Here is an 18,597-nt window from a genome sequence, read left to right as displayed (position 1 = left end):
GGCTTAGTTGTTGCCGTTGTTCCCGAAGGAGTGGGCGGGGCGGCCCTGCTCGAAGGAGTGGGCCGGACGACCGTTGCCCTCGGCGCCGGTGGGGAGGTTGAAGCCCACCTTCACCGGGTCGTGGTCGGAGGAGCGGAAGTAGTTGTCCTCGTGGAAGTCGATGACGTTGTAGTTGCGGCGGGAGTACTCGTAGACGACCGGCTCATCGGCGTTGATGTTCCAGATGCGGGCGTCGGCGACGAGTTCCATCGCCGCGGCGTTGCCGAGGGCGTGGTCCAGGGAACCGAGGAGGCCACCGAACTGGTAGGTGGTGTGCTCCGGGTCGTACTGCGCGGCGATGTTGGTGAAACCGGCGGTCTCCAGGACGGACATGGCCGTCTCCCGTGAGTAGGCGTTGGTGTCGCCCAGGATGAAGACCGGCAGGTCGTCCCAGTCCGACTGGTCCCCGAGGTGCTCGAGGAGCGCCTGGGACTGGTTGACGCGGACGGTGGCGTTGTTGCCCTGGCCGTCGCCCTTGTCGCTGTCGCCGGCGGCGACGGAACCCTTGGACTTGAAGTGGTTGACCACCGCGACGAAGGACTTGCCGCCGTCGACGGCGGCGAACTCCTGGGCCAGCGGCTGGCGGGCGGTGCCGGTGAAGCGGGCGTCGTCGAAGACGCGGGACTCACCGACCGTCTCCACGGTCGCCGGGTCGTAGAGGAAACCGACGCGGATCACGTCCTCGTCTGTGCCGACGACTGCCGGGGAGGGGGCGTAGGCCCAGCGGGTGGTGCCGGCGTCGGCGTTGAGGGCGTCGACAAGCGCGGACAGGGCTTCATCCCGGCGCTCGATGTCGCCGGTGAGGGCGTAGGTGTTCTCGATCTCCTCGAGGCCGAGGACGTCGACGTCGAGAGCGTTGATCGCGGCGACGATCTTCGTCTGCTGGTCGTCGAAGGCGTCCTGCGACCAGGCGCCGCGGACGTCGCAGTAGTTGGTGCCCACCGGGGTGCCGTACATGTCGTTGTACGAACGGCAGCCCTCCTCGTTCTCGCCGAGGGAGGTGAAGTAGTTCAGGACGTTGAAGGAGGCGACGGAGTAATCGCCCTCGACCGTGTCCATGGCGCCGATCTCGGCGGCGCGGGTGTCCTCCCAGGTGATGGGGAGTTCAACGGCGGAGCTGTTGCCGGTGACCGGGGTGGTCGGCTGGAAGCGCCAGTGGTCGTGGGAGAAGCCGACCACGACCGGGTGCTGGAAGTCCACCGCGGCACCCGTGCGGATGGAGACGCCCGCCGCGCCGTCGACGGCGACCCAGGGGAGGGGAGTGGTCTTGTCGCCGGTCATGTAGTTGCGGGTGCGGCCATCGTCGAGAAGCACCAGCTCGGCCTGCTGCCGCGCGGCGAGCTGCTGGGCGGGGGAAGCCAGGTCGGTGTCCGGGGCATGGACGTCTGTCGGCTGGCGGTGTGCCCCGGTGCCCGGGGCCAGGCCGATCTCGCCGAAGGTGTTCAGCGCGTAGTTGTTGGTGACCGTGTGGGCGCCGGTGGGTAGCACCAGCATGGACTCGTAGGCTTCGCGGGCTTCATCTCCCGCGGGAAGGTGACCGATCTCGACCGGGGTGACCGGGGCGAAGTCCGTGTCGGGGGCGGTGATCGTCGGGCCGGAGATCTGCGTGACGTCGTAGTACTCGTCCGCCTGGCCGGTGACGATGACCGAGTCGCCGATCTCCGGGTAGGTCCCCTGGCTGCCCAGGTAGACGAAGATGGCGTCGGAGGCCTCGCCGGTCTGCTTCGGTGCGCCGCCGGTGCCGCCGGTCTGCAGATGGAAGCCGTTGCGGCCGCCTTCCGGGTAGACCGCGGTGACCACGCCTTCGGTGGTGACCTGCTGGCCCTTGAGCGGGGACACCGCGCCGGTGCCCTGGATCTCGGCGATGGAGACGGCCGCGCCGGGCTCGGGCTCCGGCTCGGGTTCGGTGATGACGGGGCCGATGCCGCCGGAGTTCTGCGGGGTGGGGGCGGCGACGGTGAAGTCGAGGGCGTTGTCGTCCGTGTCATGGCCGACGGGCTCGCGCTGCGCGGAGGTCGAGTTCGACAGGGTCCGGGTGGGGCCGGATCCCTCGTAGAGGTTGGCGGTGGAGCCGAAGCCGACGAGGTCGACGGTGTTTCCGACGGCGTCCTTGAACACGACCTTGCCGTTGGTGCCGCTCATCGCGGCGTTTCCGACGGCATCCGGGGTGGGCAGGGCCTCGGTGCCGCCGCTGCCCTTGGCTTGCTGGATGAGGTAGAAGTCGCCGGGTCCGATGGAACCGGACAGCGTGGTGGCAGTCGCACTGGTGCCCGTTGCGGAGTAGTACTCGACCGTCCAGCCATCGAGCACGATGGTTTCGCCGGTCGGGTTGTACAGCTCAATGAAGTCGTGGGTGTAGGTGGCACCGGAGTTGCCTCCGCCGCCGTACACCTCGTTGATGACGACGTTGTCGCCGGCGGGTGCGGCCAGGGCGGTGGAGGGGACGAGAATGAGGGAGAGGCCTGTAGCGGCGGCTGCGATCAGCCCGCTGGCGGGACGGAGCATGGGGGGTACCTTCGATAATCGGGAGAAGAGGACGTGACCCGGACAGATGTGTCCGCCCGGATACCTAACCGTTGATCTCACCTTTTTGCCGGATGCTTGCTCCGGAAACTCACCCCGTCCGGGGTGCTCTACTGGCCATTTGACCGGGCGTTGACACAGAGTTCATCTCACTTTCAATGAAGGGGTACCCCCGATTAACCGGTTCTGGTATGTGCCCTGCGTCTCGCGAAGTAACTGGGTTTGGTGCGGCAGGCTAGAATGAAATCCGACCAATTCCGGCGAAGATAAGGGAAAACTGTGGCCCGTGTTGTTGTGAATGTCATGCCGAAGGCGGAGATCCTCGACCCCCAGGGACAGGCCGTCCACCGAGCGCTGGGGCGCATCGGTGTCACCGGCGTCAGCGACGTACGTCAGGGCAAGCGTTTCGAGCTGGAGGTGGATGACTCCGTCACCGCCGCCGACCTCGAGAAGGTCGCCGAGACGCTGCTCGCCAACACCGTGATCGAGGACTTCGAGGTCGTGGGCGTGGAGGTCGCCAAGTGACCGCCAAGATCGGTGTCATCACCTTCCCGGGCACGCTCGACGACGTCGACGCCGCCCGTGCCGTCCGCATCGCCGGCGCCGAGGTGGTCAACCTGTGGCACGCCGACGAGGACCTCAAGGGCGTCGACGCGGTCGTCGTCCCGGGCGGATTCTCCTACGGCGACTACCTGCGTTCCGGCGCCATCTCCGCGATCGCGCCGGTGATGCGGGCTGTCGTCGAGGCGGCCGGCAAGGGGATGCCGGTCCTGGGAATCTGCAACGGCTTCCAGGTCCTCACCGAGGCCCGCCTCCTGCCCGGCGCCCTCACCCGCAACGAGGGCCTCCACTTCCACTGCACCGACACCTACCTTGAGGTCGTCAACGCCGACACTGCGTGGACCTCGCACTACGAGGCCGGCCAGAAGATCCTCGTCCCGGCCAAGCACGGCGAGGGCCGTTTCCAGGCCGCCCCGGACACCATCGACATGCTCGAGGGGGAGGGCCGCGTGGTCTTCCGCTACACCGACAACTACAACGGTTCCCTCAACGCCATCGCCGGCATCACCAACGAGACCGGCCGCGTCGTCGGACTCATGCCGCACCCGGAGCACGCCGTCGAGATCCTCACCGGCCCGTCCATCGACGGCCTGGGGATGTTCCTGTCCGCCATCGGCACGATCGCAGCCTAGGAGGCGCAACACACAATGACAGTTCATAACGACACCGTCGACGCCGCCAAGGCCAACCCGGATGCCCCGCAGCCCTACGTCGAGCTCGGCCTCAAGGACGACGAGTACGACAAGATCACCAAGATCCTCGGCCGCCGACCCACCGACGCGGAACTGAGCGTCTACTCGGTGATGTGGTCGGAGCACTGCTCCTACAAGTCCTCCAAGGTGCACCTGCGCTACTTCGGTGAGACCACCACCCCGGAGATGGCGGAGAAGATCCTCGCCGGCATCGGCGAGAATGCCGGCGTGGTCGACATCGGCGGCGGAGACGCCGTCACCTTCCGCGTCGAGTCCCACAACCACCCCTCCTTCGTCGAGCCCTACCAGGGTGCGGCGACCGGCGTCGGCGGCATCGTCCGCGACATCATGGCCATGGGCGCCCGCCCGATCGCCGTGATGGATCAGCTGCGCTTCGGCCCGGCGGACGCCCCGGACACCAAGCGCGTTCTGCCGGGTGTCGTCCACGGCGTCGGCGGTTACGGCAACTCCCTCGGCCTGCCCAACATCGGCGGCGAGACCGTTTTCGACGAGGCTTACTCCGGCAATCCGCTGGTCAATGCCCTGTGTGTGGGCACCCTCAAGGTGGAGGACCTCAAGCTGGCCTTCGCCTCGGGCACCGGCAACAAGGTCATGCTCTTCGGCTCCCGCACGGGCCTCGACGGCATCGGCGGCGTGTCCGTCCTCGGTTCTGAGTCCTTCGAGGAGGGCGCCGAGCGCAAGCTGCCGGCCGTCCAGGTCGGCGACCCCTTCGCCGAGAAGGTCCTCATCGAGTGCTGCCTCGAGCTTTACCAGGCCGGTGTGGTCGTCGGTATCCAGGACCTCGGCGGCGGTGGCCTCGCGTGCGCCACCTCCGAGCTGGCGGCCGCCGGCGACGGCGGAATGCGCGTCAACCTCGACGCCGTGCCGCTGCGCGCCGAGAACATGACCGCCGCCGAGATCCTCGCCTCCGAGTCCCAGGAGCGCATGTGCGCCGTGGTGACCCCGGAGAACGTGGAGAAGTTCCAGGCGATCTGCGCGAAGTGGGAGGTGCCCGTCGCCGAGATCGGCGAGGTCATCGACGAGAAGGACCGCTACCTCGTGTACCACAACGGCGAGCTGGTGGTCGACGCCCCGGCGTCCACCATCGACGAGGGCCCGGTCTACGAGCGCCCCTTCGCCCGCCCCGAGTGGCAGGACGAGCTGCAGGAGCAGGCCCCGGTCGAACGGCCGGCGGACCTCAAGCAGGCGTTGTTCGACATGGTGTCCTCCCCGGCACTGTGCTCCCGTGACTTCATCACCGAGCAGTACGACCGCTACGTCCGCGGCAACACCGTCAAGGCCAAGTACTCCGACGCCGGTGTCCTGCGCATCAACGAGGAGACCAACCGGGGCGTCGCCGTCTCGGCCGACGCCTCCGGCCGCTACACCAAGCTCGACCCGGCCACCGGCGCCCGCCTGGCGCTCGCCGAGGCCTACCGCAACGTCGCCGTCACCGGCGCGAAGCCGGTCGCGGTGACCAACTGCCTCAACTTCGGTTCCCCGGAGAGCGCCGACGTCATGTGGCAGTTCCGCGAGGCCGTCCACGGCCTGGCCGACGGCGCCAAGGAGCTGGGCATCCCGGTCTCCGGCGGCAACGTCTCCTTCTACAACCAGACCGGTGACGAGCCGATCCTGCCGACCCCCGTCGTCGGCGTCCTGGGCGTCATCGAGGATGTCCACCAGGCCATCGGCCACGACCTGGGCACCGTCGATGAGGCCGAGGTCCTCATCCTCCTGGGCGAGACCGACGACGAGTTCGGCGGCTCCATCTGGCAGCAGATCTCCGGCGGCGGCCTGTCCGGCCTGCCCCCGCAGGTCGACCTGGCCGACGAGGAGCGCCTGGCGGACTTCTTCGTGGGCAACACCGACCTGACCGGCGCGCACGATATCTCCGAGGGCGGCCTCGCGCAGACCGTCGTGGAGATGGCGTTCCGCACCGAGGGCGGCGTGAAGCTCGACCTCTCCGCAGTGCACGAGGACGAGTTCGTCGCACTGTTCTCCGAGTCCGCGTCCCGCGCGGTGGTGGCCACCACCGCCGGGCGTGTCGACGCCGTCCTGGCCCGCGCCGCTGAGAAGGGTGTCCCGGCCGCCGTCATCGGCGAGACCACCCAGGGCCGCGAGCTGGTCTTCGGCGACGTCGCCGTCGATCTGGACGAGCTCAAGGCCGCCTGGAAGGCGACCCTGCCCGACCTGTTCGGTCACGCGGTGGGCGCCAACTCGGTCGTCGAGTAGCCGTTCGAGTGGAAGAGCCCGGGAGGATCACCTCCCGGGCTCTTTCTGTCCCGCGGAGGGCCTGTGACGGTTCGCGTCCGGAATACTGTTGCCGGACCCTGGGGCGCGGGCGTACACTGGCAGATACTTACGCTCGCGTAACTTACGCGAAGGAAGGTTGGGCCAGTGGCAGATACCATCACGATCACCAGGACGGTCTTCGACCGCGGCCCGCGCCCGGTCACGCGCGGCTGGTTCCACTTCATCGCCGCGCTGGCCTCCGTCGTCGCAGGCTCCGTCCTGGCCACCTACGCATGGATGACCATCGTCTGGTGGCAGGCGCTCGGGGTGACCCTCTACGCGGTCTCGGTGGTCGTCCTGTTCGGTGTGTCCGCCGCCTACCATCTCGGCCGGTGGCGCAGCCAGCGCACGGTCGAGGGGTGGCGGCGAGCCGACCACGCCACCATCGCTTTCTTCATCGCCGCCACGTACACGCCCTTCTGCCTCATTGCCCTGGAGTCCACGCAGGCCACCTGGATGCTCGTCTCGGCCTGGACCGGCGCGGCGCTCGGAATCGCGCTCAATCTGGTGTGGATCGACCATCCCCGCTGGTTGTCGGTGGTCGTCTACCTCACGCTGGGCTGGCTCATCGTTCCCCTCGTTCCGGAGCTGTGGTCGGGGGTCGGCCCGGCGGTGGTGTGGCTGCTGTTCGCCGGCGGCATGGTCTACTCGCTCGGCGCGCTGATGTACGGGTTCCGCTGGCCGGGCCGGGACGCCAGCGTCATCGGCTACCACGAGCACTTCCACACGGCCACGATCGTCGCGGCGGCGGTGCACCAGGTCGCGGTGTGGATGGTCGTCGTCTAGAGCGGAATCGGCCCGTCGGCGACGATGGTCCGCATGACCAGCGTGGAGGTGATCCGCGCGACGCCTGGCAGTTCGCTCAGGTGCTCGTCGCGCAGCCGCTGGTAGTCCGCGAGGTCGTGCGCCACCAGACGTACGAGGAAGTCCGGGTCGCCGAACAGCCGCTCCGCCGACAGCACCTGGGGGATAGCCGCCAGCCCGTCCTCCAGCGCCGCCACCGTCGCCCGGTCCTCCTGGTCCAGGGTGATGAACGCGATCACCTGCACGCCGTAGCCGACCGTCGCGGGGTCCAGGCGGGTGTGGAATCCGGTGATCACGCCCCCGCGTTCCAGCGCCCGAAGGCGCCGCAGGCAGGTGCTTGATGACGCCCCCGTATGATGCGCCAGCTCCGCGGCTGTGATCCGCGCATTGTCCTGGATCAGTGACAGAATCGTGCGGTCGACAGCGTCCATGCGCCTGATTCTGCCATAAGGCGCGCCTGGTCAACCCGGGATGAATGAAAAGCGCGGAAGTTTCCGGCCCGCCGGATCGTCGGCATCATCACTGGCATGGATATCGCGCACCTCTTGAGCTTCTGGGCCGTCAGCCTGCTGCTGATCGTCACCCCGGGCCCGGACTGGGCGTTCGTGCTCGGCCACGCCTTCCGGCGCCGCTCCCTCGTCCTGCCCCTGCTGGGGATCGGGCTGGGTTACCTCGGCCTGACGGTCGTCGTCTCCGGTGGCCTCGGTGCGCTGGTGGCCCGGCATCCGGTGCTGCTGACCGTTGTGACGGTCCTCGGCGTGCTCGTGCTCCTGCGGATCGGCTGGACGATGGTGCGGGCGGCGTTGGCCGGCCCGGTCAGCGTCGAGGTCGACACGGCTTTGTCTGCCGCACCGGACGAGGAGCCCGGCGGCGGGGGAGTTGCGACGCTGACGAGGGCGGAGACGGCCGTCGAGAAGCGGGCGGGAACCGTCGCCACCGGCGCAGCGGTGAGCGGCCTCAACCCGAAGGGGCTGATGCTGTTCATCGCGCTGCTGCCGCAGTTCATCGCCCCCGCCGGCTGGCCCGCCGCGGCGCAGATGTTCGCGCTGGGGCTGCTGTTCATCGCGTCGGCGACGACCTTCTACGCGCTGCTCGGACTGTTCGCGGGCAGGGTGCTCGCGGGTTCGGAACGGGGCTCGCGGATCCTGACCGGCGTGGCCGGCGTGGCGATGATGGTCGTGGCCGCCGGGATGCTGGCGCAGCACCTCCTGTAGCGGCCTGACTCCCGCTCCTAGTCGATGTGCGACGGGGTGCTCTGCGGCACCAGCGGCGTCGGCGCGTACTTCGCGCGGAGCTCGCGCAGGGTCGTGGCGTGCTCGGCGAGCCGCACGTCCTCGGTGGTGCGCGGGGTGAACTGGCGGGCGGGCAGGGCGTTGCCGTCGACGTCCATGGCCAGGTAGGTCACGGTGGCATGGATCGCGGTCTGGAGGTGCTCGCGGCCGCCGCGCGGGCTCCCGGAACGCACGTGGACGCTCAGCTGCATGGAGCGGGAATCGGTGCGCACCATGCGGGCGTCGACCTCGATGAGGTCGCCGATGCTGATAGGGCGGTAGAAGCGGATCCCGCCGGCGTACACCGCGACGGTGTGCTCGCCAGACCACTCCATCGTGCAGGCCGCGCCGGCCTCGTCGATCCACTCCATGGCGGTGCCGCCGTGGACCTTGCCGCCCCAGTTGATGTCGGTGGGCTTCGCCAGGAAGCGGTGGATCACGCGCGGGGCCTCGGAGGGGCCGTTGTAGGTCTGCTGCTCCATCTCCGACTCGATGGCCTTGCGCAGTTCGATGCGCGAGAGCGCGGCGTCGAGGACGCGCCGCTCCTCCTCGTTGGACGGGATGAACTCGGGCACCGCCTGGGTCTTTCCGGTGGCGGTGTCCTTGGCCACGAAAATGACCAGGCAGTCGCACGCCCGGGTGAAAACGCCCTCGCGGGGGTCGGCGGAGTAGACCTCGTTGACGATGTGCATCGAGGAACGCCCCGTCATCGCGATCCGTGAACGCACCTCCACCATGTGGCCGGAGGGGATGGGCCGGTTGAAGTGGATGTGGCCGACGTAGGCGGTGACGCAGTAGGTGGCGGACCACTGGACGGCGCAGGCGTAGGCGGCCTTGTCGATCCACTCGAGCACGCGGCCACCGCTGACACCCTGGTTTCCGGCCATGAGGACGTCGGTGGGGGCGGCGAGGAATCGCAGGGTGACCTTCGGGGACTTCTGGTTGTTCGTCATGCGGACGTGCTTTCTCTCAGCGAACTATCGGGGTTAGGGGCACACATTACCTTGGGTAGAATGCGGGGTCATGGACATCTCTTCAGTGGCCGCGGTGTTTGACTGGGTCCGGGACCCGTCGGGCGTCGAGAAGCCGCCCCGTGCCCTGCTCGCCGACGCCGTCCGCGGCACCGTCCGCCAGCTCGCGCAGGACGCGCCCGGGAGGACGGTCGAGGTGCGGGTCCCGCCCTTCGTCGCGGTGCAGTGCATCGCCGGTCCCGCACACACGCGCGGGACCCCGCCCAACGTCTTCGAGACCGACCCGCTGACGTGGCTCCAGCTGGCCACCGGGGAGCTGCTTCTCGACGCCGCGCTCGCCGACGGCCGCGTCCAGGCCTCGGGCCAGCGGGTCACCGAGGTGGGGCGTTTGCTGCCGGTCATTAGTTTGTGACGAGGTCACGGACTAGAGTGTAGGTCGTGGTAAATATGGACCGTTCCCGGACCGAATCCGCCCCGCTCAACGGCCTCGACGACCGTGGTGAGACCGAGCCCCGTGAAGAGTGCGGGGTCTTCGGTGTGTGGGCCCCAGGCGAAGAAGTCGCCAAACTGACCTATTTCGGGCTGTTCGCCCTCCAGCACCGCGGCCAGGAGGCCGCCGGCATCGCTGTCGGCGACGGCGAACGCATCGTGGTGTTCAAGGACATGGGACTCGTCTCCCAGGTCTTCGACGAATCCTCCCTCGGTGCGCTGCACGGCGACATCGCGCTCGGACACACCCGCTACTCCACCGCCGGGGGAAAGAAGTGGGAGAATGTCCAGCCGATGTTCCGCACCTCCCCCGACGGCACCGACGTCGCCCTCGGGCACAACGGCAACCTCGTCAACTTCGTCGAGCTCCGGGAAGAGGCGATCGCCCGCGGGCTGAAGGAGTTCCGCGACGCGGAGGCGGCCTCCTCCGACACCGCCGTGATCACCGCCCTGCTGGCGGAATCCGTCGCCGAGGGCCGGACGGTCTTCGAGTCCGCCCAGGAACTTCTCCCGCGGGTCAAGGGAGCCTTCTGCCTCACCTTCACCGACGGGCACACCCTCTACGCGGCGCGCGACCCCCACGGCGTGCGCCCCCTGGTGCTGGGCCGGCTCGACCGCGGCTGGGTCGTCGCCTCCGAGACCTGCGCGCTCGACATCATCGGCGCCGCCTTCGTGCGGGAGATCGAGCCCGGCGAACTCGTCGCCATCGACGAGGGCGGCGTGCGCAGCACACGCTTCGCGGAGACCACCCACAAGGGCTGCGTCTTCGAGTTCGTCTACCTGGCGCGCCCCGACTCCAACATCCGCGGCCGCTCCGTCAACGCCACGCGCATCGAGATCGGCCGCCGTCTCGCCCGGGAGTTCCCCGCCGAAGGCGACCTGGTCATCCCGGTGCCTGATTCAGGCACCCCCGCGGCCGTGGGCTACGCCCGCGAATCCGGCATCCCCTTCGGCCAGGGCCTGGTCAAGAACGCCTATGTCGGCCGCACCTTCATCCAGCCCTCCCAGACGCTGCGCCAGCTGGGCATCCGCCTCAAGCTCAACCCGCTGCGCGAGGTCATCGCCGGCAAGAAGCTCATCGTCGTCGACGACTCCATCGTCCGCGGCAACACCCAGCGGGCCCTGATCCGCATGCTGCGCGAGGCGGGTGCGGCGGAGGTCCACGTCCGGATCGCCTCCCCGCCGGTGAAGTGGCCGTGCTTCTACGGCATCGACTTCGCCAGCCCCGGCGAACTCATCGCCAACGCCGGCGCCGGCGACGCCCAGAACGGCGACGCCCTCACCCAGTCGATCTGCACCGCCATCGGCGCGGACTCCCTCGGATTCGTCTCCATTGATGAAATGGTGGAGTCGACCGAACAGCCGCGTGAGCAGCTGTGCACCGCATGCTTCGACGGCACCTACCCGCTCGGTCTGCCCACCGGCAGCGCCAACGCGGAACTGGTCGCCAAGATGCAGGCCAACTAGATCCGCTCGACTCCCTGAAGAAAGAGAACTGAGAACCCATGACCGAGACCGACCACCAGGGCGCCTCCTACGCAGCAGCCGGAGTGGACATCGAGGCCGGCGACCGCGCCGTCGAGCTGTTCGCCCCGCTGGCGAAGAAGGCCACCCGGCCCGAGGTCCGCGGCGGACTCGGCGGCTTCGCCGGCCTCTTCGCGCTGGGCAAGTACAAGGAGCCCCTCCTGGCCGCAGGCTCCGACGGAGTGGGCACCAAGCTCGCCGTCGCCCAGGCGATGAACAAGCACGACACCATCGGCATCGACCTCGTCGCCATGTGCGTCGACGACCTCGTCGTCTGCGGAGCCGAGCCGCTCTTCCTCCAGGACTACATCGCCATCGGCAAGGTCGTCCCCGAGCACGTCGCGCAGATCGTCGCGGGCATCGCCGAAGGTTGCATCCAGGCGGGCTGCGCCCTCCTCGGCGGCGAGACCGCGGAGCACCCGGGCCTCATGGAGCCGGGCGCCTACGACGTGTCCGCCACCGCGGTCGGCGTGGTCGAGGCGGATGATCTTCTCGGCCCCCACCTGGTCCGCTCCGGCGACATCATCATCGGCATGGCCTCTTCCGGCCTGCACTCCAACGGCTACTCCCTGGCCCGCCACGTCCTCCTGGAGAAGGCCGGCCTGCCGCTCGACGGGCACATCGAGGAACTGGGCCGCACCCTCGGCGAAGAACTCCTCGAGCCGACCCGCATCTACGCCAAGGACTGCCTCGCTCTCGCCTCCGAGTGCAAGGTCCGCACCTTCTGCCATGTCACCGGCGGCGGCCTGGCCGGCAACATGGAGCGCATCATCCCCGAGGGGCTGGTCGGCGACATGAGCCGTTCCACCTGGACTCCGAGCCAGATCTTCCGCACCATCGCCGACCTGGGCAAGGTCCCCGGCGAAGAGATGGAGAAGACCTTCAACATGGGTGTCGGCATGGTGGCCATCGTGGCCCCCGAGGACCGCGACCGCGCCCTGGCCATGCTCACCGCACGTCACATCGACGCCTGGGAGCTCGGCACTGTCCGCACCGCCACCGCCGAGGACACGCAGCGCGCGTCGCTCAGCGGGACGCACCCCGGCTACTAGGAAGCCCGGCAGGGTCACCCGGCGGTCCTGGGTGACCCTGCCGCCCAGGCGGCGGAGCAACACACACAGAACAACGGCGCGGCACCGGCCCCTGGAGTGGGGTGGTACCGCGCCATTGTTCTGAGTTCGGGGTAAGCCGCGTGGTCGGAGTTAGCGTCCAGCGTAGGACGAGCCTTGTGGTTCGTCCTCGTCCTCGTCCTCATCCACCCAGTCCGCGTAGTCGGCGTACTGGTCGTCATGGTCGTCATCTGCTGCAGCGTCGTCGTAGGAACGGCGAGGACTCTGCGAGGCAAGCTCACGCTGGAGCGAATCCAGATCCATTTCGTGTGTGTTGTACTTGAGCTGGCGTGCAACCTTGGTCTGCTTTGCCTTCGCGCGACCGCGTCCCATGGCCTGACCCCCTTGAGGTATGTGAAGGCTATCCAGGGAATTCGGATGCCCCATCGGCTTTACGTCTGTGTGTATTCCTGTTGAACACAATAGCGTGTCGAGTCCGAAAATGCCTTACCGTGCCCCTGAGCAGCTGAAAGGGGGCATCAATAGGGAAAAACACAAGATCACTGTGACGAATCCGGGGGTGGCTGGGGGAGGAGGGGAAATTCGCGGTTCCCCCCTGTTTTTAGTGGCCGCGCAGCCGGTTGACGGCCGCCCGCCCGGCCTGCTCGCCCTTCTCCCGCGGCAGGGAGGACGGGTCGACCATGACGGCGGTCGGCCCGATGCTCAACTGCTGGCCCTCCAGCGCGTTACGGCGCACCAGGGCCAACCCGATGGGCCCGAAATCGCAGTCATGGACGACGGTGCCCAACCTGCCCAGGGCGCGCCCGCCCGCGGGGCCGGTGATCTCGGCGCCGGGCACCGGGTCCTCGGGGGCGGAGCCGTCGAGCTGGAGCATGACGAGCACGCGGGGGGACCGGCCGAGGTTCTCCACCCGGGCGACGGTCTCCTGGCCCCGGTAGCAACCCTTCTCCAGGTGCACCGCGCCCGGCAGGTCGTCCCGGCCGATCCACGACGGGATTTCGTGCGGGATGGACTTGTCGTCGAGGTCTGCGGCCTTCTCCGGCTCCAACGCGCGGACACGCTCGGCGGTGAACGCCATCAGTCCGGCCAGGCGTGCGCCTGCGGACTCCAGCGCGGCGACGGTCTCTGCCAGGCTGGCACGCTCCACCAGCAGGTCGCGGCGGGGTACACCGCCCCACGGGACGTCGCGGGAGGCGTGGGCTGCAACGGCGGGGGGCGCGGCGTCGCCGAGCAGGGTGAGCACCGCGAGATCCGCCTCGGCGACCTCGACCTGGGACCAGAACACCATCTTCTGCAGGAAGTCGAGGAACGTCGACGCCTGGGAGGCGGGGAGATCGAGGTAGAAGGCATCGTCGGTGCGCAGGACATCGGCGTGGTGGAGGATCCGTCCCTGGATGTCCAGGTCGAGGGTGGCGGCGGCGAAGCCGGGGGCGGCGTCGTCGAGCTTCTGGGACAGCAGGTTGTTGAGGAAATGGGCGGCATCCGGGCCGGTCACGCGGAGGACCTTACGGTGGGAGCGGTCGACCACGATCAGGCCTGAGTGGGCGGCGCGCTGCTCCCCCAACGGGTCGCCGTAGTGCCAGGCGACGCCGGCGGAATCCACGGCGGCGTCGGTTCCCTGGGCTTCGGCGGCACCGGGCCGGCCGAGCAGCGGGGAGCGGTAATCGGACGAGTCAGAAGAGGTCGGGGAAGTCACACACCCGATGGTAGCCCGCCAAACGGGGCATAATGCAAGGATATGGACTCATCCTCCCCCGTCATCTACGTCGTCGAGCCCTACGGCGGTTCCGTCCGCCGACATAATCCCGCCCTCCCGCTGGTCTACTGGGACGACGCGGCCGTCACCCGCGGGGACGGCGTGTTTGAGACGCTGCTCATCCGCGACGGCCATCCTGCGAACCTGCGTCGCCATCTCGACCGTTTTCAGGCCTCCGCGCGCCTGCTGGACCTGCCCGAGCCCAACGGCGAGTACTGGATCGAAGCCACCCGCCAGGCGGTGGAGGAGTGGACCGAGCGCAGCGGCCGGGACGCGAAATGCGTGTGGACCTACACCCGCGGCCGGGAGTCCACCGGCCGCCCCAGCGCCTGGATCACCATCTCCGCGATCGGCGAGAAGGTGCTCGAACAACGCACAACCGGCGTGAAGGTGATGACCTCCCCGCGGGGCTTCACCATCGACACCTCCCTGCCGGGGGTGGGGGAGGCCACGGAGGGCGGTTCGCCGGAGCCCGCCCCCTGGTTGACGGTGGGGGCGAAGACCCTCAACTACGCCGCCAACATGGCGGCGCTGCGCCACGCACGCTCGCGCGGTTTCGACGACGTCATCTACGTCGACCCCGGCACAGGACGGGTCCTGGAGGGGGCGACCTCGACGGTGATAGCCGTGCGGGAGGGGAGGAAGCTGCGCACTCCCATCCCGGGCGGCGAGGTTCTCCCCGGCACCACCCAGGCCGCGTTGTTCGAGTACGCGGACGCGCACGGCTGGCGGTGCAAGGCCAAGGACATGACGGTGCAGCGGCTTCTCGACGCCGAGTCCGTCTGGCTCGTCTCCTCCGTCCGGGTGGCGGTCCGTGTCACCCAGATCGACGGGCGCAAGCTGCCGGTCCCCGGCAACGAGAAGGAGGTCCGCGCCCTGATCAACGCGGCCCTCGGGGCGGAGTAGCGCTAGCCCGCGACGCGGGTGAGCTGCGCCGACATCCGCGGCTTCAGGGTGCCGTCGACGACACGCTCATCGACCCAGCCGAGATCGTTGTTCGGCATGAGGCCGTAGAGGCGCTTCCCGGGGCCCAGGCCCGCGGGGCCGGTGGAGGTGACCATGCAGGAGGCGGATTCGACCTCCCAGGCGCGCTCGTTGACGGGTTCGCCGTAGAAGATCTCTGCCACGCCGGTGGAGTGCGTGCAGATGAACTCGATGTCGTCGGAGGACGAGATGCGCCAGAAGCCGGACTCACGCTGGTCGGGGCCGACGGGGTTGCCTTCCTCGTCGATCTTCCAGATGCGAGACTCGTAGGTGAGGTAGTTCTCGCCGTCGTGGGCGAAGATGATCTGCTGGCCGAAGGCGTACAGGCCGTCCGTCTTCGTGTCGGCCTGGCCCTCGCCGCGCCAGACTCCGACCAGCGGGAGAAGGGCGAGCAGGCCGTCGTGGATGTTCGGGCCGTGGCGGAGGTTGGCGGTGTCATCCGGAATGGGCAGGTCGCCCAGGCTCAGCGGCGGGATGTTTCGGTGGGCGGTGTTCTTCGACTGCTCCGCCGCGAGGTTCACGGCGTCACTGCCGCTCAGCCCCTGCGGCTGGCCGGAGGCGGCCGCGGCGGCCGCGGCGGCGTCGCCGGGGGTGTCGGACGGGGTGTTCTTCGGGTCCTGATTCATGGCCACCACCTTAGTATCCGTAGGGCTAGGCTGGTATATCGTGCGCGTCCTGTTGATAGCGAACCCGAACTCGACCAGCCAGAGCGACCGCCTTTTCCGCCGGATCATCCCGCTGCTGCGCTCGGTCGGGGGGCTTCGCCTCACCGCACGCTTCACCCATCATTCCGGGCATGCGGAGGCGATCTGCACGGGGCTGACCAGGCGGGACTGGGACGTGATCGTGGTCGTCGGCGGCGACGGCACCGTCCACGAGGCGGTCAACGGCCTGCTCGGGCCGGTGGGCGGGAAGGCCCGGGACCCCCTCGGACTTCCTGCCCTGGCGGTGATTCCCACGGGCTCCGCCAACGTCTTCGCCCGGGCACTGGGATTCCCGCCGGACCCGGTGCTGGCGGCCAGGCGGCTCGCGGGGCTGCTGCGGGCGGACCTGCGGCGCCCGATCTGCCTGGGCACGTGGAACGACCGGTGGTTCGCGGTCAACGCGGGTTTCGGAATGGACGCCGATGTCGTCGCCCGGGTGCATGATGCCCGGCAGCACGGTTTCGCAGCCACTCCGCTGCGGTACCTCCGGGTGTCGCTGCTGGTGTGGCTGCGGGCGCGGCGGGACCCGCCGCACATCGACGTCCACGCGCGCAGCGCCGACGGGCGGGAGTTGAACCTGCGGGATGTCCCCCTCTTCGTGGCGTCGAACACCAACCCCTGGACCTTCCTCGGTCCGCTGCCGGTGGTGACCAACCCGCGCAACAGCTTCGACCAGGGCCTGGGGCTCTTCGGGCTGACCAGCCTGCGGGGTGTGCGGGGCGCGGCAAGTATGCTGCACCTGGTCGGATTCGGCCACCGCACCTTCTTCGAGGAGTGGATCAGGGGCCGGACAGTGCAGTTCGACGACGCCGCCGACGTGGAGCTGCGGTGCCGGCGGCCCCAACGCTTCCAGGCGGACGGGGAGTATGTCGGCGAGTTCGCCGCGGCGGTGCTGGGCAGCCGGACCAACGCGATCGAGGTGTTCGCCCCGAAGCAGGCCTATCCGGTCGCGCGCAGCAGGTGGAAGGTGCTCCGGGACGGCGTCCGGATCATCGGGTCCCTCACCCGGTACCGGAAGCATCGACAGGGGAGAGATCTGCCAGGCGCACCGGGACGTTGGGGCGCTCCGCCTCGAAGAAGATGGAGCCGCCGGACATGTTGACCCTGCTGGCCCGCCCCGCCAACGGCAGCGTCCTGGTGTCCAGGGAGAGGGTGAAAGCCGCCCGGACGTCGTCGGCTCCGGTGGGGGAGAGGTCGGCGGGGGCGTCGACAAGCTCGCGGGGCGTCATGTGGAATTCGTTGCCCACGAGCCGCAGGTCGACGATGACGGTGACCGGCTCGCGCCGGTTGAACGGCGTTCCGGTGAGCTGCGCCTCCGCCGCTGTGCCGCCGGCCGGGGAGACGTCGTAGGGGTGGGCGATGTCCAGGTCGGTCATGTCCAGGAGCCTGCCGAGGGCCACCCCGTCGAGACGCAGCGTCCGGGTGAAGGACGACGCCGGGGCGCCGGCGATCTCGCCGCTGAGGACCTGCCCGGGGCTGACGGTGACCTTGGTGAACTCCGTCTGGGCGTTGACCATCCCGAGGCCCTCGACATCGACGTCGAGGGCGTGCACGCTCACTGAGGGGATCTCCCCCGTGAACAGGGCGGCGAGGTAGGGCGCTCCGCCGACGTTGACGCGCGGGCTGACCTCGAGGCCTGCCTGCTCCTCGACGGCCGTCGAGATGTGCCGTTCGACCCGTGAGGCGGCGACGCTGTCGGCCAGCCAGCCCACGCCGATCAGGACCGCGAGGGCGGTGAGAATGATGAACGGCAGACGGGGAACGTACACCTCTCTATATCTACCAGCGTTAGGGTGGGGACCATGAAGATCGAGCCCATTGACCTGCCCGCCCGCCCCGAACTCGCCGACGCCGCCCGCGCCCTGCTCATCGACGCCGCCCGCACGGACGGCGTCGACGCTTTTTCCGAGCAGTTCCTGCTCGGCCTCGCCGACGCGCGCCTGGGCCACCGGCATATCCTCGCACTCGACGAGGGGCGGCTGCTCGGCCTGGCGGCCTGCGACGGCTCCTCCTGCGAGCTGGCCGTCGCGCCCGACGCGCGCAGGAGGGGTGTCGCGACGGCACTGCTCGCGGAACTGGGGGGCCGCGACGTGTGGGCCCACGGCAACCTTCCGGCCGCCCGCTCCCTGGCGGACGGTCTCGGGCGGACCATGACGCGCCGGCTGCTGGTCATGGCAGTGGAGGGCGAGGCGCTGCAGGAGGTGGCGCGCTTCGAGCCGCGGGCGGACGTCGAGGCCCTCGACCTCGCGGAGTCGGTGGAGCGTTTCGGCCGGGACGCGGTCGAAGAAGCGTGGCTGTCGGCCAACAACGAGGCCTTCTCCTGGCACCCTGAGCAGGGCGGCTGGGACCGCGCACGTCTCGCCCGGGCGCAGGAGGCCGACTGGTTCGCGGAGGAGGACGTCCTCTTCCTGTGGGCCGCGGGTGAGCCGGTGATGGCGGGTTTCCACTGGACCAAGTGGCACACCGAAGAAGACCCCGCCTTCGGCGAGGTATATGTGGTGGGCCTCGCCTCGGCGTTCCGCGGGCGGGGACTGGGTGATCCGCTGCTGCGCCTGGGTCTCGCGCACATGGCGGGCAAGGGCGCCGGGCGGGTGATCCTCTATGTGGAGGCGGAGAATGAGCCTGCCGTGCGGGTCTACCGGAACCTGGGTTTCGCGATCGTCGAGGAGCATGCCGTGTGGTCGCAGAGCTGAATGCGTGGGGGAGCCGCAGCGGTGTCCCGCCCGAGCGGCGTGGTTATGTGGGGTGCGATCCATAACTTTCCGCACGTGACCGTGCTAACAAAACGCCCGGTCAGGCGTGAAAGTTCGTGAAATGATTGCTAACTGTTTACAGTCCGTTAACCAAACAGGACCACTCCAGTTAATCTCAGCCCTCTAACTTTAGTTGTCACGAGCAACAATCCTGCATTTTTTCG

18 protein-coding genes and 1 pseudogene are annotated in these 18,597 nt (G+C 68.9%); 11 read left to right on the top strand and 8 right to left on the bottom strand.

All coding sequences use genetic code 11. The features are described from left to right. Positions 1-3: 3 nt before the first annotated feature. A complete protein-coding gene (locus B840_RS10485) occupies positions 4-2,544 on the bottom strand; it encodes an ExeM/NucH family extracellular endonuclease (protein ID WP_052491174.1) in 2,541 nt (846 codons plus the stop codon). A 297-nt stretch (positions 2,545-2,841) separates the two neighbouring features. Here B840_RS10485 and purS point away from each other — a divergent pair, with 297 nt between their 5' ends. The 4 genes from purS (at position 2,842) to trhA (ending at position 6,893) form a co-directional block, all read left to right on the top strand. Then, positions 2,842-3,087 carry a phosphoribosylformylglycinamidine synthase subunit PurS gene (purS, locus tag B840_RS10480; protein ID WP_042622081.1) on the top strand — a complete coding sequence of 82 codons (246 nt, stop codon included), beginning with the start codon at positions 2,842-2,844 and terminating at the stop codon, positions 3,085-3,087. Continuing rightward, complete coding sequence (purQ, locus tag B840_RS10475; RefSeq protein WP_042622080.1) at positions 3,084-3,755, top strand: phosphoribosylformylglycinamidine synthase subunit PurQ; 672 nt, start codon at positions 3,084-3,086, stop codon at positions 3,753-3,755. Before purS ends, purQ begins: the two co-directional genes overlap by 4 nt. A gap of 15 nt (positions 3,756-3,770) precedes the next feature. Then, positions 3,771-6,047 (top strand): phosphoribosylformylglycinamidine synthase subunit PurL, encoded by a 2,277-nt coding sequence (purL, locus tag B840_RS10470; RefSeq protein ID WP_042622079.1) that lies wholly within the window; start codon positions 3,771-3,773, stop codon positions 6,045-6,047. 165 nt (positions 6,048-6,212) lie between these two features. Further along, positions 6,213-6,893, top strand: a complete 681-nt coding sequence (gene trhA, locus B840_RS10465; RefSeq protein WP_042622078.1) for a PAQR family membrane homeostasis protein TrhA — start codon at positions 6,213-6,215, stop codon at positions 6,891-6,893. Here trhA and B840_RS10460 read toward each other — a convergent pair. Both B840_RS10460 and B840_RS13975 read right to left on the bottom strand, forming a co-directional pair. Continuing rightward, positions 6,890-7,207, bottom strand: a complete 318-nt coding sequence (locus B840_RS10460) for an Lrp/AsnC family transcriptional regulator (RefSeq protein WP_244878199.1) — start codon at positions 7,205-7,207, stop codon at positions 6,890-6,892. The two genes, trhA and B840_RS10460, sit on opposite strands and share 4 nt — an antisense overlap. A 3-nt stretch (positions 7,208-7,210) precedes the next feature. Beyond that, positions 7,211-7,342, bottom strand: a pseudogene (locus B840_RS13975) (Lrp/AsnC family transcriptional regulator); the annotation flags it as partial. A gap of 96 nt (positions 7,343-7,438) precedes the next feature. Here B840_RS13975 and B840_RS10455 point away from each other — a divergent pair. Continuing rightward, complete coding sequence (locus B840_RS10455; RefSeq protein ID WP_042622076.1) at positions 7,439-8,125, top strand: LysE family translocator; 687 nt, start codon at positions 7,439-7,441, stop codon at positions 8,123-8,125. Positions 8,126-8,142: 17 nt separating this feature from the next. Here B840_RS10455 and B840_RS10450 read toward each other — a convergent pair whose 3' ends face one another. Further along, positions 8,143-9,135, bottom strand: coding sequence for an acyl-CoA thioesterase (locus tag B840_RS10450; RefSeq protein WP_042622075.1), 993 nt, complete (start codon positions 9,133-9,135; stop codon positions 8,143-8,145). Positions 9,136-9,205: 70 nt separating this feature from the next. Here B840_RS10450 and B840_RS10445 point away from each other — a divergent pair, with 70 nt between their 5' ends. From B840_RS10445 to purM, 3 genes are read left to right on the top strand one after another with little or no spacing between them, the layout of a single operon-like run. After that, a complete protein-coding gene (locus B840_RS10445) occupies positions 9,206-9,565 on the top strand; it encodes a sterol carrier family protein (protein WP_042622074.1) in 360 nt (119 codons plus the stop codon). Positions 9,566-9,600: 35 nt separating this feature from the next. After that, positions 9,601-11,109, top strand: a complete 1,509-nt coding sequence (gene purF, locus B840_RS10440; RefSeq protein ID WP_042622073.1) for an amidophosphoribosyltransferase — start codon at positions 9,601-9,603, stop codon at positions 11,107-11,109. A gap of 38 nt (positions 11,110-11,147) precedes the next feature. Beyond that, positions 11,148-12,218: a phosphoribosylformylglycinamidine cyclo-ligase gene (purM, locus tag B840_RS10435; protein WP_042622072.1), complete on the top strand. Its 1,071-nt coding sequence runs from the start codon at positions 11,148-11,150 to the stop codon at positions 12,216-12,218. A 150-nt stretch (positions 12,219-12,368) separates the two neighbouring features. Here purM and B840_RS10430 read toward each other — a convergent pair whose 3' ends face one another. Together B840_RS10430 and ygfZ are read right to left on the bottom strand one after the other, a co-directional pair. Then, positions 12,369-12,608 (bottom strand): DUF3073 domain-containing protein, encoded by a 240-nt coding sequence (locus B840_RS10430; RefSeq protein ID WP_042622071.1) that lies wholly within the window; start codon positions 12,606-12,608, stop codon positions 12,369-12,371. Between the two features lie 229 nt (positions 12,609-12,837). Then, positions 12,838-13,932 (bottom strand): CAF17-like 4Fe-4S cluster assembly/insertion protein YgfZ, encoded by a 1,095-nt coding sequence (ygfZ, locus tag B840_RS10425; RefSeq protein WP_042622070.1) that lies wholly within the window; start codon positions 13,930-13,932, stop codon positions 12,838-12,840. 42 nt (positions 13,933-13,974) lie between these two features. On the opposite strand from ygfZ, the gene B840_RS10420 reads away from it, so the two are divergent. Further along, a complete protein-coding gene (locus B840_RS10420) occupies positions 13,975-14,898 on the top strand; it encodes an aminodeoxychorismate lyase (protein WP_042622069.1) in 924 nt (307 codons plus the stop codon). A gap of 2 nt (positions 14,899-14,900) precedes the next feature. On the opposite strand, the gene B840_RS10415 is transcribed toward B840_RS10420, so the two are convergent. Next, positions 14,901-15,602: a heme-binding beta-barrel domain-containing protein gene (locus B840_RS10415; RefSeq protein ID WP_042622068.1), complete on the bottom strand. Its 702-nt coding sequence runs from the start codon at positions 15,600-15,602 to the stop codon at positions 14,901-14,903. A gap of 40 nt (positions 15,603-15,642) precedes the next feature. Between B840_RS10415 and B840_RS10410 the strand changes: the two genes are divergently transcribed. Continuing rightward, the gene (locus tag B840_RS10410) at positions 15,643-16,782 is read left to right on the top strand and encodes a diacylglycerol/lipid kinase family protein (RefSeq protein WP_084602982.1); all 1,140 of its coding nucleotides are present in this window, start codon (positions 15,643-15,645) and stop codon (positions 16,780-16,782) included. On the opposite strand, the gene B840_RS10405 is transcribed toward B840_RS10410, so the two are convergent. Further along, the gene (locus B840_RS10405) at positions 16,682-17,449 is read right to left on the bottom strand and encodes an LmeA family phospholipid-binding protein (RefSeq protein WP_042622067.1); all 768 of its coding nucleotides are present in this window, start codon (positions 17,447-17,449) and stop codon (positions 16,682-16,684) included. The genes B840_RS10410 and B840_RS10405 overlap by 101 nt on opposite strands. A 33-nt stretch (positions 17,450-17,482) precedes the next feature. On the opposite strand from B840_RS10405, the gene mshD reads away from it, so the two are divergent. Beyond that, entirely contained in the window at positions 17,483-18,373 is an 891-nt protein-coding gene (mshD, locus tag B840_RS10400; RefSeq protein WP_042622066.1) for a mycothiol synthase, read from the top strand. The last annotated feature ends 224 nt before the right edge of the window (positions 18,374-18,597 follow it).

Source organism: Corynebacterium marinum DSM 44953 (genome assembly GCF_000835165.1).
In the GTDB taxonomy this organism is placed as follows: Bacteria; Actinomycetota; Actinomycetes; order Mycobacteriales; family Mycobacteriaceae; genus Corynebacterium; species Corynebacterium marinum.
This window is presented reverse-complemented; position numbering and strand designations above follow the sequence as displayed.

Bases quoted from the DNA above. Each gene is read 5' to 3' on its own strand.
- B840_RS10485 (WP_052491174.1), bottom strand. From the start codon at position 2,544: ATGCTCCGTCCCGCCAGCGGGCTGATCGCAGCCGCCGCTACAGGCCTC.
- purL (WP_042622079.1), top strand. From the start codon at position 3,771: ATGACAGTTCATAACGACACCGTCGACGCCGCCAAGGCCAACCCGGAT.
- B840_RS10455 (WP_042622076.1), top strand. From the start codon at position 7,439: ATGGATATCGCGCACCTCTTGAGCTTCTGGGCCGTCAGCCTGCTGCTG.
- B840_RS10450 (WP_042622075.1), bottom strand. From the start codon at position 9,135: ATGACGAACAACCAGAAGTCCCCGAAGGTCACCCTGCGATTCCTCGCC.
- B840_RS10445 (WP_042622074.1), top strand. From the start codon at position 9,206: ATGGACATCTCTTCAGTGGCCGCGGTGTTTGACTGGGTCCGGGACCCG.
- purF (WP_042622073.1), top strand. From the start codon at position 9,601: ATGGACCGTTCCCGGACCGAATCCGCCCCGCTCAACGGCCTCGACGAC.
- purM (WP_042622072.1), top strand. From the start codon at position 11,148: ATGACCGAGACCGACCACCAGGGCGCCTCCTACGCAGCAGCCGGAGTG.
- B840_RS10430 (WP_042622071.1), bottom strand. From the start codon at position 12,608: ATGGGACGCGGTCGCGCGAAGGCAAAGCAGACCAAGGTTGCACGCCAG.
- B840_RS10420 (WP_042622069.1), top strand. From the start codon at position 13,975: ATGGACTCATCCTCCCCCGTCATCTACGTCGTCGAGCCCTACGGCGGT.
- B840_RS10415 (WP_042622068.1), bottom strand. From the start codon at position 15,602: ATGAATCAGGACCCGAAGAACACCCCGTCCGACACCCCCGGCGACGCC.
- mshD (WP_042622066.1), top strand. From the start codon at position 17,483: ATGAAGATCGAGCCCATTGACCTGCCCGCCCGCCCCGAACTCGCCGAC.